Below are 13,743 nucleotides of genomic sequence, written 5' to 3'. Positions count from 1 at the left end.
CGGGTGCATGCCAAAGCGGTGTGTCCGTGATCCGGACCGCACGAGGAGCTGCCCGATGAGTTTCATCGACCCACCACCCCGCCGCCGCCCCCGCGCCCCCCGTCCCCGCCGGTCCCCGCTCGCGGCCCTGCTCGCCGCCGCGCTCGCGGTCGCCGCACTGGCCGCCGCCGGACCCGCCACCGCCCGCGCCGCGTCCGCGTCCACCGCGTCCGCCACCGCGCCGGGCGCGAGCGCCGCCCCCGCGTCCACGGCGGGCTCGGTCACCGGTCTCTCCCAGGCGGGCGGCACCTTCACCGTCAGCACCTCCAGCGGCGCCAAGGCCCGCGTGGTCGTCGCCCGGGCCGACATCTTCCGGCTCTGGCTGTCCCCCGACGGCTCCTTCGCCGACGACCCGGCCGGCTCCGACCTCGCCCCGACCACCGACTTCGGCCCGGTCACGGCGGCCTCCGCCGATGCGGGCCCGTACTACCGGATCACCACCGGCTCCGTCTCGATCCGGGTCTACAAATCGCCCCTGCGCTTCGCGGCCTACCGCGCCGACGACTCCACCCTCCTGTGGGAGGAGACGAAGCCCACCGCCTGGGGCGGCGGCCACACCACCCAGTACCTGGCCCGCGGCGCCGACGAGCAGTTCTACGGGACCGGCCTGCGCCTCGGCGAATGGGCCCTGCGCGGCAAGACCGTCCCGGTCGCCGTCGACAACAAGTGGCGCGAGAACGACAACGCCAGCCCCGCCCCCTTCTACATGTCCACCAACGACTACGGCGTCATGCGCAACACCTGGGCCCCGGGCTCGTACGCCTTCGACGCGCCCACCGCCCTGACCCACGACGAGAACCGCTTCGACGCCTGGTACTTCACCGGCGGCTCCCTCAAGTCGGTCCTCGACGCGTACACCGACGTCAGCGGCAAACCGTTCATGGCCCCGGCCTGGGGCTTCGAACTGGGCAACGCCGACTGCTTCAACGCCTCGAACCCCGCCTACCAGGGCGACCATGACCGGGCGCGCCACCAGACCACCCCCGACGTCGCCGGGTACGCCGCCGACGCCCGCGCCGCCGACATGCCCTCCGGCTGGTTCCTGCCCAACGACGGCTACGGCTGCGGCTACACCGCGCCCCTGAAGTCCACCGTCGACGCCCTGAAGGCCAAGGGCTTCCAGACCGGCCTGTGGACCTCCACCGGCCTCGGCTCCATCGCCGACGAGGTGGGCAAGGCGGGCAGCAGGGGTGTCAAGACGGACGTCGCCTGGATCGGCGGCGGCTACGAATACGCCTTCGACGGCGTCCAGCAGGCCGTCGACGGCATCGAGAAGAACTCCGACGCCCGCCGCTACGTCTGGACCGTCGACGGCTGGGCCGGTACCCAGCGCAACGCCGTCGTCTGGACCGGCGACACCAACGGCACCTGGGACGACATGCGCTGGCACGTCCCCGCCCTCGCCGGCGCGGGCCTGTCGGGCCTGAACTACGCCTCCGGCGACGTCGACGGCATCTTCGGCGGCAGCCCCGAGACCTACGTCCGCGACCTCCAGTGGAAGGCCTTCACCCCCGCCTTCATGACCATGTCGGGCTGGGGCGCCGCCAACCCGACGGCCGGCTACCAGGACAAGCAGCCCTGGCGCTTCGCCGAGCCGTACCGGTCGATCAACCGCACGTACCTCCAGCTCAAGATGCGGCTGATGCCCTACCTCTACACGATGAGCCGCGTCGCCCACGAAACCGGCGTCCCCAGCACCCGCGCCATGGTCCTGGAGTACCCCGAGGATCCGGTGGCCCGGGGGAACCTCACCAGCGGCCAGTTCATGGCGGGAGACTCCTTCCTCGTCGCCCCCGTCGTCTCCGACACCTCCGTGCGCGACGGCATCTACCTGCCCGCCGGGACCTGGACGGACTACTGGACGGGCAGGACGTACGCCGGACCGGGCTGGCTGAACGGCTACCGGGCCCCCCTCGACACGCTCCCGCTGTTCGTCAAGGGCGGCGCGATCGTGCCGATGTGGCCGCAGATGAACTACACGGGGGAGAAGCCCCTCTCCACCCTCACCTACGACATCCACCCGCGCGGAACCTCCACCTTCAGCCTCTACGAGGACGACGGCCGCACCCGCGCCTACCAGTCCGGCGCCTACGCCCGCCAGCGCGTGGACGTCAGCGCCCCGGCCGCCGGCCCCGGCACGGTCACGGTCTCCGTCGGCGCCCCCACCGGCAGCTACGCCGGACAGCAGGCCTCCCGCGGCTACGAGTTCACCCTCCACGTCGCCTCCGCCCCCAGCGCCCTCGCCGTGGACGGGGCCGCGCTGCCCCGCCTCGCCTCGAAGAGCGCCTACGACGCCGCCGCCACCGGCTGGTTCCACGACCCCGCCGACCGGGCCGGCGTCCTGTGGGTCAAGACCGGTACGCGGACGGGCGCGTTCACCGTCACCGCCACCGGCACCTCCGTCCCCGCGGCCGAGCCGGTCCCCACCGGCTCGGCACCGATCCCGCAGACGGCCTGGAGCCTGGTCTCCGCCGACAGCCAGGAGACCGCCGCCGAGAACGGCGCCGCCCGCAACTCCTTCGACGGCAATCCGGCCACCCTCTGGCACACCGCCTGGTCCGCCGGTACCCCGGCGGCCCTCCCGCACGAGATCCGCATCGACCTCGGCGCCCGCTACGGCGTCGACGGCCTCGGCTACCTGCCCCGCCAGGACGGCGGGGCCAACGGCCGGATCGGCGGGTACGAGGTCTACGTGTCCGACACCACCACCGACTGGGGCGCCCCCGTCGCCACCGGCACCTTCGCCGACACCCCGACGGCCAAGACCGTGCCCCTCGCCCCCCGGGCGGGCCGCTACCTGCGCCTGAAGTCCCTGACCGAGGCGGGCGGCCGCGGCCCCTGGACCAGCGCCGCCGAGATCACCCTCACCGGCCGCCCGGCGCCGCTGCCCACCGACGCCACCCTCGTCAACTCCGGCTCCGGGAGCTGTCTGGACCTCCCGCACAGCGCGACCGCCCCCGGCACCCGGCCCACCCTGTACTCCTGCCACGGCGGGCCGAACCAGCGCTGGACGCTGCGGCCCGACGGCCGCCTCACCGGCCTCGCCGGGGTCTGCCTGGACGGTGGCGACCCCGCCGCCGTCACCGTCCAGGCCTGCTCCGGGAGTTCCGGCCAGGTCTGGCAGCCCGGCCCGGACGGCAGTCTGCGTACGGCCGGACAGTGCCTGACCCCGGCCGGCTACGGCACCGCCAACGGCACCGGGCTCACCCGTACCGCCTGCGCCGGCACCCCCGTGCAGCGCTGGACCCTCGCCCCGTGACCCCGGCCGGGCCGGACGCCTCCCCCATGGGCGTCCGGCCCGGCAGGAGCGCCGCCGCGACCAGCCCGGCGGCGGCCAGCAGCGCGAGCACGGGCAGCGCCGCCCCCGCGGCCCCGGCCCCTGCACCGCTTCCGGCTCCGGTGCCCGCTCCGGCGCTCGCCGCGAGGGCGATTCCGATCGACGGGCCGACGTTCATCGCGGTCTGCTTGAGGCCGCCCACCACCCCCGCGTACCCCGGCGGGGCGTCCCCCACCACGGTCCCGGTGGCCGTGACCATCACCGCCGCGAACCCCGCGCCCAGCACCCCGAACGCCACCGGCCCGCCCGAACCCAGGGCGGCGATCCCCGCCACCACCAGGCCGGTGCCGGCCAGCGCCGTCGAGCGGGCCCCGTACCGGCGCACCGCCCGGCCCGACAGCGGCGCCCCGGCCACCATCAGCGCCGTCATCGGCAGCACCCGGACCCCGGCGGCGAGCGGGTCGAGCCCCCGTACGTCCTGGAGCAGGAAGGTGGCCGTGTACAGGGCTCCGAACAGGCCGCCGGAGACCGCCAGCAGCAGCGCCAGCGACGCCGCGACCGGCCTGGAGCGGGCCACCGCGACGGGCACCATCGGCCGCCGCGAACGCAGTTCACCGCGGACGAAGAGCAGCCCGAGCCCGAGTGCCGCCGTGGATCCGAGCCGTACCGGCATTCCCCTCCAGCCGTGCTCCGGTACCCCGGCCAGCGCGTACACGGCGGCCGCGAGCGCCGCCGCCAGCAGGGCCGGCCCGCGCACACCGAGCCGGCCGGAGCCGGCGCGGCCGGGCACGGGCGGGCGCAGGGCCGCCGCCAGCACGGCGATGCCCAGCGCGACGGGCACGTTCAGCAGGAACACCGCCCGCCAGTCCAGCCGCGCGACGAGCAGCCCGCCGGTCAGCGGCCCCGTCGCGGCGGCCACGGCGATCACCCCGGTCCGCACCGCGACCGCCCGCCCGAGCCGCTCCGGCGGGTACGCGAGCCGCAACAGGGCCAGCGTCGCGGGCTGGAGCAGCGCCCCGAACAGCCCCTGTACGGCGCGCAGCGCGATCACCCAGCCCACCCCGGGCGCGAGCGCGATCCCGGCCGAGGCGGCCGCGAAGCCGAGCGCCCCCACGAGCAGCAGCCGCGGATGCCCGTACCGGTCCCCGAGCCGCCCGGCGATGACCAGGAAGGCGGCGACGGTGAGCAGGTAGGCGGTGCTCGTCCACTGCACCTGCGCGGCGCTCGCCCCCAGATCGCGGCGCAGGGCGGGCTGGACCACGATCAGGACGGTGCCGTCGAGGGCCACCAGCGCGGCTCCGGCGGCGCTGGCCAGCAGCGCCGTCAGCGGCCTCATGCGGGCCCCGCCCCGAGGTGGGCGTCGAGGGCGGCGCCGACGAGCCGGTCGAGGTACGCGTCCGGATCCGCCCCCGTACCCGGGTCCGCACCGCCGTTCAGCATCAGCGGCAGGGTCCCCGCGCCCCACAGCTGGGCCACCCCGTGCAGGTTCGCCCACAGGGCGGCGGCCGTGACCTCGGGGGCGGCCGCCCCGCAGCGGGACACGAGGTCGACGAGCAGGGCGAACAGCGGCAGCGTCGACTCCCGCAGCCGGGGCTCGTGCGCGCCCTCCCGGCCGGTGCCGTCCAGCAGGTCGTGGCGGAACATCAGCTCGAACATCCCGCGCCGCTCCAGCGCATGGCCCACGTACGTCCGCGCCAGCGACCGCAGTTGCCCGCGCGGGGTCCCCTCCCCGGCGGCCGCGGCGGCGAGCAGGGCGCCGAGCTCGGCGAACCCGCGCCGGGCGATGGCGGACAGGAGCGAGTGGTGCGTGGGGAAGTACCGCCGGGGAGCTCCGTGCGAGACCCCGGCCCGGCGGGCGATCTCCCGCAGGCCGATGGCCCCGGTGCCCTCCGCCGTGACCATCTCCACGCCGACGTCGATCAGCCGCTCGCGCAGCGGTCCCTCATTCATGGACACTGTCTACCACCGCGGGGTAGACAGTGTCTATCGCAAAAGCGTGCGGCCACGCCCTACTTGGGCACCACCTCGAAGGTGACGCTCGCGCTCCCGGTCTGCGACCAGTCGGTGGTGACGTCGGCCGTCAGGGTGTACGAACCCGGCTGCTGGAGGCTGCCGCTGTCGAAGTTGAAGAGCGTGATGCTCGGCGGCCGGCAGCGTTCGCTGCGCTCCAGCTGCACCACGTCGCCGCCGCGCCTCAGCGTCCACTGCACGTAGCAGCCGCGGTCCAGCCGGCCCCCGGCGTCCTGGACGTAGGTGTCGGCGCCGGGCGCGGACCGCGCCCGGTAGGTGTTCGGCCCCACCTTTCCGCTCAGCCCCATGTCGATGCGCACGACCAACGGACCCGAGTGGCCCGGGGGCTGGGCCTTCACGGTGGGAACCACGGGAGCCTTCGGCGCCGGATCGTCCCCTCCGGGGAAGAGGTCCCCGGGCTCGGATGTCTCCGGAACGGGCCCGGAACCGGCATCGGGGTCGGGGCCGGCCGTCCGGGTCCGGTCCGGCGACGGCGTGGGTGCCGCGCCCGCGCCGTCGTCACCGGGCGGCGAGGCGGGACGCGATACGGACGGGGCCGCGTCCGCAGCCCTGGACGGAGGATCGTCGGACCCGAACAGGTCCTTGCCGGCGGCCAGCGCGCCGATGATCGTGGCGACGACGCCGATGAAGATCAGTACCGGGTGCTCGGCCAGTTTTGTCTGCCCACCACTCAAGGCGGCCTCTTTCTCCCCTGCCCCGCCCGGTCCCGGCCCCTGCCCATGACCGCCGTGGCGAAGCTGCGCGGGGCTGACCCTAACGCTCCGTGGTGCACCCGCGTGGCCGAATTGCGAAGGCGTGGGCTCCGCCCCCGCCGCGATGCCGCCCCCGCCGCTACGCCGGGCCCGTGCGGAGCGCTAGGGGGCGCCCGCGGTCAGCAGCGACTCGCCGACGGCAGTGCGGGCGTAGAGCACCGAGCGGCCCGCCCGGTGGGCGCTGACCAGGCCCGCGTCGCGCAGGGCCGTCAGGTACTGCGACACCCCGGCGGGCGAGAGCCCCGTCCGGGCGGCCAGCTCCGTGGTGGAGGCGGGGGCGTCCAGCTCCGCCAGCAACCGGGCCCGCGAGCGGCCCAGTACGGCGGCCAGCGCCGCCGTCCCGACGGCCGGTCGGGGCGCCCACAGCCCGCCGGTGCCGCGTGCCGGATACGCCAGCTGCGGCGGCTCCGGCAACGCCACCCGGGTCAGCGGCACCGGCCCGGTGAACGCCGAGGGGATCAGCACCAACCCCGTCCCCGCCGTCCTGCGGGACAGCGAGCGCTGCCGCAGTGCCAGCCGCAGCGCGTTGCCGGACCAGCTCAGCGAGGCGTGCAGGTCGTTGAAGAGCCGGGCCGTCCCCTGCTCGGCGACCTGCCGGGACCGGTGGAAGACGTCCGCGTCGAGCACGGCCCGGATCCGCGCCCAATAGGGGGCCAGAGCGAGCTCCCAGTACTCCTCGATCTCCTCCGCGAGCCGGACCAGCCGCCCGGGCGGATCCGCGTACAGGGCCCGCGACCGGGGGCCGAGCCGCCCCTGCTCCCGCGCCACCCGGTCGAGGTCCCGCCGCACGGCGGCCGCGGGCACGGCCCTGATCCGGGCCAGCTCCTCGGCCAGCGTCGGCGCGGGCCCGTCGGGGGCCGGATTCAGGAAGTCCGGTACGAAGCCGCGCGGCGGCACCAGCTCCGCCAGCCGGCCCCGGTCGAGCCCGGCGGCCGCCAGCCGCGGCCCCACCTGGGCGGCCCACGGCCCGTGCACGGGATGGGGGGCGCCGGACCGCAGCAGCCGCATGCTCGTGCCGACCTCCCACATCGGGGAGACGGCGAACCGCACCTGCGCCAGGTCAGCGGCCGAGAACGCCAGCCTGACCGCCCCGGCGGGATGTCCGAGCCGCACCACCGGGTCCGCCCCTCCCTCCCGGATTCACACATGCGTGAATCCGTGGTGGGGAGCGTAGCGGCTGACGGATCATTCGCCCATGACCACGACCATGACCACGGAAACGATCACCGCCGCCGCGTCGGGCACCTGGAAGCTCGGCGACCTCGAAGTCAACCGCATCGGCTTCGGCGCCATGCGCCTGCCCCAGAGCGGCGCGGCCCTGCGGGCGGACGCGGCCTCCAGCGACCGCGCCCGGGCCATCGCCGTCCTGCGCCGCGCGGTCGAACTCGGCGTCAACCACATCGACACCGCCGCCTTCTACTTCTCCCCGCTGCGCTCCGCGAACGAGCTGATCAACAGCGCGCTGGGCGGCCCCTACCCGGACGACCTCGTCATCGCCACCAAGGTCGGCCCGGCCCGCGACGTCTCGGGCCGCTGGACGGAGCACGGCGGCCCGGGCGACCTGCGCGGCCAGGTCGAGGAGAACCTCCGCCAGCTCGGCCGCGACCACCTCGACCTGGTGAACCTGCGCGTGCTCGGCACCGACTCCGTCGCCGAGCGCTTCGGCGTCCTGGCCGAACTGCGCGAGGCCGGGCTCATCCGCCACCTCGGCGTCTCCAACGTCACCCCCGAACAGCTCGCGGAGGCACGGACCGTGGCCCCGGTGGTCTGCGTGCAGAATCCGTACGGCATCGGCATGCGCCCCGACCAGGACGCCTTCGTCCGCCACTGCGGGGAGCAGGGCATCGCCTTCGTCCCGTTCTACTCGATCGCCACCACCGGCCGCGAGGGCGGCGCGAGCGGCAGGGAGGACGCGGAACTCCTCGCCGTCGCCCGCGCGCACGGCGCCGACCCCGCCCAGGTCCGGCTGGCCTGGACCCTGCACCGCGGCCCGCACGTCCTCGCCATCCCCGGCACCGGCAACCCGGACCACCTCACCGCCAACGTGGCCGCCGGAGCCCTGCGCCTGACGGAAGCGGAGCTCACCACCCTCACCACCCTCCACCACCGCCCCGGCCGGCCCTAGGCCTGGACCCACGACGCTCCGAGGGAGGGGAGTCGCGGCGCGGCGACCTCCACCGGAGTCGGGGAGCCCGCGGGGGTGAAGGTGAAGGAGAGCCGGCGCAGGGCCTCGTCCCGTACCGCGAACATGCCGGCGTGGTCACGGGCCTCGCCCAGGATCAGGTCCAGGTCGCGGGTCATCGCCCCGCCCTCGACGCACGTGCCGGGCCGGACCAGAGCGCGGTAGCCGGTGATCCCGGTGGTGTCGCGGAGCTGACGGCGGCCCGTCACGGCATCGAGCCGGCAGGGGTGGGGAGGCGCCTGATTCGAGTACTGGAACACGACCCGGCCGTGCGTCACCGGCGGCGCCACGACGGCCTCGCCGAGCGCCACCTGCCCGGCCAGTCGGACGAGGTCGAGCCCTGCCGAGCGAAGGGACAGATCGTTGACGTAGCCGCCCAGTCGCCCGTTGACCTCGATGACCCGGGGGCCGGCGTCGGTGAGCTTGATCTCGGTGTGGGTGAGTCCGGTGGTGATCCCGAGGGATGCGATGGCCTTTCCGGCGAGGCCCAGCACACGCCGTTCCTCCTCCTCGGCCAGTGCGGCGGGCCAGAACTGGCCGGTCTCCCGGAACGGGTGGAGGAGCGGGAACTTGCCGGTGACGGCGATGTGCGAGACCACTCCCCGGCAGCTGATGCTCTCCACGGAGACGTAGTCGCCGTAAGGGGCGGACGCTCGTCCCGCGAGGAACTGCTCCAGTACGAGAGCGGGTTCGGTGGCCAGCAGCCCGGTGACGAGTGCGAGTCCTTCCGTGGCGTCGTCGACCCGGTAGGTGTTCCGGCTCCCCTCGCCCCGTACGGGTTTGACGACGGCCGGCAGTCCCACGTGCCGGACGGCTCCGGGCCATTCCCCGGGCCGGGTCAGCAGCTGCCCGGTGACGCCGCCGGCCCCGGTCTCGTTCAGCCGCTGCCGCTGGAGGAACTTGTCCGTCAGGAGCCGTACGGTGTCACGGCTGTGGCCGGGAAGGCCGAGCCCGGCGGCCAGTCCGGCCGTGACGCCGAGCATGGACTCGCTGAAGGTGGTGATGCCGCCCGGGCCGATCTCCTTCAGCCGGCCGGCCACCTCCTCGGGTGTGTGCCGGAACGTGACCACCTCTCCGAGGTCGCGGAGCAGGGGGAGCAGGGGTTCGGCATGGCCGGAGCCGTGCCGCGTCACGAAGACGAGGGGTGCGACGGCGGCGAGGGACCTCGCGATCTCACCCGCGTCGGCCGCTCCGCGGTCGTACACGACGACGAGGGGGAGGGCGGGCGTCATCGGTTCGTCGCCGGCCGGACGTCCCAGTCGAGCACCGGGAGGGTGTGCAGGGCGTCGCGGTCGAGCTTCCCGTTGACCGTGACGGCGAGGGCCCGGACCCTCGTGAACCGATGGGGGCGCATGTGGGCGGGCAGACGGCCGCCCAGGTCCGAGCGGAGCTTTCGTGGGTCCGGGCAGGCGTCCGGGGCGGTGACGACGTAGGCCACGAGGACGTCCCTGCCGGATTGGTTCGTGTGCAGGGCGCAGCCGGCGCCGTCCACTCCTTCGAGGGCGGCGATCGCTGCCTCCACCTCGGCGAGTTCGACGCGATGCCCCCGCAGCTTGACCTGTCCGTCCACCCGCCCGATGTAGTGGAGGGTCCCGTCGGCCGCGCGTACGGCCCAGTCTCCACTGCGGTAGGAACGCAGCGGTTCAGCCCCCGAGCGGTCCACCACGAATCGCTCGGCGGTCAGTTCGGGCCGTCCCAGGTATCCGGCGCAGACTCCGTCTCCGGCCACCCACATCTCTCCCGGCGTCCCGTCGGGCACCGGCCGCCCCGCCGAGTCCCTCAGCGAGACGCTGAGGTGCGGGAGCGGCCGGCCGATCGGGGTGCGGCCGACGGCTGCCGCGCGGCACGTTCCGACGTCGAGTTCCACATGGGTGACGTGCACCGTGGTTTCCGTGATTCCGTACATGTTGACGAGCCGTGCGTTCGGCGCCATACCGGCGTCGAGCCACGTCCGGGCGTCCTGGAGGCTGACGGCCTCGCCACCCAGCACGGCGTAGCGAAGCCGGGGCAGCGACCGCTGATCCCGGCCCAGCTGTCCGACGAGGAAACCGAACATCGACGGTGTCTGGCTCAACACGGTGACCTGCCGCGACGCAAGGAGACGGGCGAAGCCCTCGGGGTCGCGGGCCACGTGCGTGGGCACGAGCACCGCCGTGCCCCCGCTCAGCAGGGCGCCCCAGAGTTCCCAGACGCTGAAATCGAAGCTGAAGGAGTGGGACACCGTCCAAACGTCGCCCGGGCGGAAGGCGAACACCGTCGCGCATGCGTCCAGGAGCGCGAGCACCTGGCAATGACCGACGACGCACCCTTTGGGCGTGCCCGTGGAGCCGGAGGTGTAGATGACGTACGCGGTGCCGGCCGGGACCTGCCCACCGGAACGGACCGGACGGGCGTCACGGCGCGCGATGGTGAGTCCTCCCACCTCGGCCAAGGGCGACTCGTCCTCCTCCAGAGGGCCGTCGGTGACGACGAGCCGCGCCCCGCTGTCATCGAGCAGCAGGTCCCGGCGCGCCCGCGGATGGTCGGGATCGACGGGCAGGTAGCCCCGGCCGCTGCCCAGGATCCCGAGGAAGGCGACGGGAGCCGGCCTGCCGCGGCCCAGGCGGGTGGCGATCACATGGTCGTCGCCCGTGCAGAGCGGGACGAGGACGTCGGTCAGTTCCCGGCAGGCGGACCGCAGTTGCGCGTACGACATGGAGCCCCCGTCGTCGATGACGGCCGTGGCGCCGGGGAACCGCTGCGCCACCTCGTCGAAGCGCCGATGCAGCGTCGAGCGGACTTGGGACATGGTCAACTCCTGGCGTTGGTTGCGGGGGCGGGCGGCACGGCATGCTCGCCCCCGGGCTGCGGGCCGTCCACGTCGCGGTGAAGGGCGGCCACCCGGCGGGTCATGGGGGCGATCAGCACCGCGCCCCCGAGGAACACCGCGCCGAGGACGAGCCAGCCGCCCGGGACGTACGCGAGCGCGACGCCGCCCACGACGGCCGGGCCGACGATGTCCTGGACGGTCGTTCCGACGGTGAAGGCCCCGATGTACCGGCCCTGCGCGTGCGCGGGCGCGAGGCCGAACGACAAACCCCACTCGCCGGCGGACTGGAGCAGCTCGCCCACGGTCAGGACCACCGTGGCCAGGCCGAGCACGGCGATCACGAGGGTTCCGGTTCCCCTCGCGGTCGTGGCCAGCAGGACGCAGGCCAGGGCTGTGAAGAGCCCGGAGGCCGCAAGGGCCCTGGCGGCGCCGCGCACGCTCGAAGAGCCGCGGCTCGCCGGCACCTGGAGCAGGACCGCGAGGACCGTGTTCACGAAGACCAGGGTGGCGACCGTCCACGCGGGGGCGTCGGTGTGCTGGGTGATCCAGAGCGGCAGGCCCACTTCCAGGATGCTGATGTGGAGCGCGAACAGCCCGTTCAGCAGCCCCAAGGCGGTGAAGGCCACGAGACGCCGCCGGGCCGGGCCGGGCGTTGCCGCGGACTGCCGGGGGGTGGTGGAGGCGCTCCCGGCCGCCGTCGAGGCGGGCTTGGAGTTCGCGGGGAGCCGCAGCGTGGTGAGGGCCACCAGCCCGTAGGCGCCCATCGTCACGGCGATGAGGATCTGGAACGCCCCCCGGCTGCCGACGGCGAGGAGGGGAGTCACGGCCAGTGCGCCGAGGGACATACCCGTGTTCGCGACGCTGCGCAGGTAGGCCTGGGTGCGTACCCGTGTCGCCTCACCCATCACATGGGAGACCAAGGTGCGTCGCGCGATGGAATTCACGCGGTCCGCGGCACCGAGAACGATCATCAACGGCACCACCACCAGCGGCGACCCGGAGAGGAGCATCGGTGCGAGCAGCAGTGCCTGGAGGACGGTCACCGCGATGGTCATGGGCCGGGGACCCCAGCGGTCCGCCAGGTATCCGGCCGGCATCGCCGCGCAGAACGCGGCGATGCCGGCCGCGGACAGTGACCAGGCGATCTGCTGCACGGAGAGCCCGAACGACAGGGTGAAGAAGACGATGCTGCCGGTGCCGTACATGCCCCGGCCCAGCGCATAGGCGAACGTCCCCACGAACAGGGGCCGGGCGGGGCCGTCCAGTCGGGGAAGCCTGGCCGTGAGGTTCACGGAGCCCCGTCACCGGTTCCGGCCTCGCGCACCCAGTCCCGGAGGGTGTGCTCGGTGACCCGCCAGAGCCGCTCGACGGCTTCCGCGGGGTACCAGTCCGTCCTGTGATAGAGCGACACCGAGATGTCCCCCTCCACCTCGGTGAGGGAGATGACGACGGCCGCGTCGGGTGTACTGCCCGCGAGGTCCAGTGGCTCGCTCTCGCATCCGGGGAACTCCCAGCCCCCGATCCACCGTCGCATGGTGGAGTTCTGCGGATTGAACGAGATGTAGGGGACCTGGGCGTGGCGGCCGAGCGCGTCGGGCTCCATGTGCGCGATGAGCCGTGGCCACGGAATCGCCGTGAAGTCGAGGGCGTTCATCATCGAGCGCTGGAATCCGCGCAGGAACGACGCGGTGTCGGCCCCGTCGTCGCGCTGCGTCGCGACGACGACCTTGCTGGCGAGGAAGCCGACGGTCTGGTGGACGGCCGTCGATTCCCGGTTGGCCGTCATCAGCGTCGTACCGACGGACTGCTGATCGCTCAGCGCGTAGAGCGCACGGTGGAGGGCCGCGTGGATGAGCGTCCACGGAGTCAGGCGGTAACCGCGTGCGCATGCGAAGACGGCGCTCGTGAGACCGGTGCCGAAGGACGCGCGGACGAGACCGGTGCGGTCGTAGCCGGCGTGGGTCCGGCCCGAGAAGCCTTCGAAGCCGGTGGTGGGGATCGGCCCCACCGTCCGCAGCGCGCCGGCCAGGACGTTCAGCGCCCGGATGCCGTCGGCCGACTCCAGATGGGCGTTCTGCTGCCGCACCTGCTCGGGATAGGGGAGGGGGACGGGGGGCAGGGGTTTCGCCGTCAGGCCGAGCTCGTCCGCGTACAGGGCCGTGAGGTCGCTCATGAGGAGGTCGAGCGACCAGAAGTCGGCCACCAGATGGTCGAGGACCAGGGCGAACAGGTCCTCTTCCGGGCGGCGAAGCAGCACCAGCCGCGCCAGCGGCCCCCGTCCGAAGTCGAACGGGGCGTCGACGAGACGTTCCATCCGGGCCACCACGCTGCTCTCGGTGTCCGCCTCCGTCGCGTCCGCCAGGACGACGGCGCTCACCTCGGCCGGTGTGTCGAGCCGCCAGGTGAAGTCGTCGAGGCCGAAGCCGCAGCGAATGACCGGATGGCGCTCCTGAAGGCGGAACCACGCGCTTTCCAGTGCGGCCGTACGCAGCGCACCGCGGATCCGGAGCGTCACCGAGGGGTGGTGCGGACGGTAGACGCCGGCGTCCTTTTCGCTCCGGATCTGACCCAGCCGGTGCCGCTGGTTCCAGGAGACCTGGTGCCGCGGGGACAAGGGAACCCCCCTTTCATCGCTACTCATGGGCTTCGCCGG

10 protein-coding genes are annotated in these 13,743 nt (G+C 74.0%); 2 read left to right on the top strand and 8 right to left on the bottom strand.

All coding sequences use genetic code 11. From position 1 onward, the window contains the following. Window positions 1-55: 55 nt before the first annotated feature. Complete coding sequence (locus tag ACGFXC_RS07005) at window positions 56-3,298, top strand: TIM-barrel domain-containing protein (RefSeq protein WP_393710295.1); 3,243 nt, start codon at window positions 56-58, stop codon at window positions 3,296-3,298. Here the strand turns inward: ACGFXC_RS07005 and ACGFXC_RS07000 are convergent. The 4 genes from ACGFXC_RS07000 to ACGFXC_RS06985 form a co-directional block, all read right to left on the bottom strand. Next, a complete protein-coding gene (locus ACGFXC_RS07000; RefSeq protein ID WP_393710293.1) occupies window positions 3,243-4,652 on the bottom strand; it encodes an MFS transporter in 1,410 nt (469 codons plus the stop codon). The genes ACGFXC_RS07005 and ACGFXC_RS07000 overlap by 56 nt on opposite strands. After that, a complete protein-coding gene (locus ACGFXC_RS06995; protein WP_393710291.1) occupies window positions 4,649-5,266 on the bottom strand; it encodes a TetR/AcrR family transcriptional regulator in 618 nt (205 codons plus the stop codon). Before ACGFXC_RS06995 ends, ACGFXC_RS07000 begins: the two co-directional genes overlap by 4 nt. A 59-nt stretch (window positions 5,267-5,325) precedes the next feature. Next, window positions 5,326-6,021: a hypothetical protein gene (locus ACGFXC_RS06990; protein WP_393710289.1), complete on the bottom strand. Its 696-nt coding sequence runs from the start codon at window positions 6,019-6,021 to the stop codon at window positions 5,326-5,328. Between the two features lie 180 nt (window positions 6,022-6,201). After that, window positions 6,202-7,128 (bottom strand): DUF5937 family protein, encoded by a 927-nt coding sequence (locus tag ACGFXC_RS06985; protein ID WP_393710919.1) that lies wholly within the window; start codon window positions 7,126-7,128, stop codon window positions 6,202-6,204. Between the two features lie 166 nt (window positions 7,129-7,294). Between ACGFXC_RS06985 and ACGFXC_RS06980 the strand changes: the two genes are divergently transcribed. Next, on the top strand, window positions 7,295-8,224 hold the full coding sequence (locus ACGFXC_RS06980) for an aldo/keto reductase (RefSeq protein WP_393710287.1): 930 nt from the start codon (window positions 7,295-7,297) through the stop codon (window positions 8,222-8,224). Here ACGFXC_RS06980 and ACGFXC_RS06975 read toward each other — a convergent pair. Genes ACGFXC_RS06975 through ACGFXC_RS06960 form a run of 4 tightly spaced genes read right to left on the bottom strand, consistent with a single transcriptional unit; the run spans window position 8,221 to window position 13,704 of the window. After that, window positions 8,221-9,513 carry an acetyl-CoA carboxylase biotin carboxylase subunit family protein gene (locus ACGFXC_RS06975; protein WP_393710285.1) on the bottom strand — a complete coding sequence of 431 codons (1,293 nt, stop codon included), beginning with the start codon at window positions 9,511-9,513 and terminating at the stop codon, window positions 8,221-8,223. The two genes, ACGFXC_RS06980 and ACGFXC_RS06975, sit on opposite strands and share 4 nt — an antisense overlap. Further along, window positions 9,510-11,069 (bottom strand): amino acid adenylation domain-containing protein, encoded by a 1,560-nt coding sequence (locus ACGFXC_RS06970; RefSeq protein WP_393710284.1) that lies wholly within the window; start codon window positions 11,067-11,069, stop codon window positions 9,510-9,512. Before ACGFXC_RS06970 ends, ACGFXC_RS06975 begins: the two co-directional genes overlap by 4 nt. 2 nt (window positions 11,070-11,071) lie before the next feature. Then, entirely contained in the window at window positions 11,072-12,382 is a 1,311-nt protein-coding gene (locus tag ACGFXC_RS06965) for an MFS transporter (RefSeq protein ID WP_393710282.1), read from the bottom strand. Further along, window positions 12,379-13,704, bottom strand: a complete 1,326-nt coding sequence (locus ACGFXC_RS06960) for a condensation domain-containing protein (RefSeq protein WP_393710280.1) — start codon at window positions 13,702-13,704, stop codon at window positions 12,379-12,381. Before ACGFXC_RS06960 ends, ACGFXC_RS06965 begins: the two co-directional genes overlap by 4 nt. Window positions 13,705-13,743 lie beyond the last annotated feature (39 nt).

The organism is Streptomyces sp. NPDC048507 (genome assembly GCF_043199995.1).
In the GTDB taxonomy this organism is placed as follows: domain Bacteria; phylum Actinomycetota; class Actinomycetes; order Streptomycetales; family Streptomycetaceae; genus Streptomyces.
Note: the sequence above shows the minus strand (reverse complement) of the source record. Positions and strands in the feature narration are given on the sequence as shown.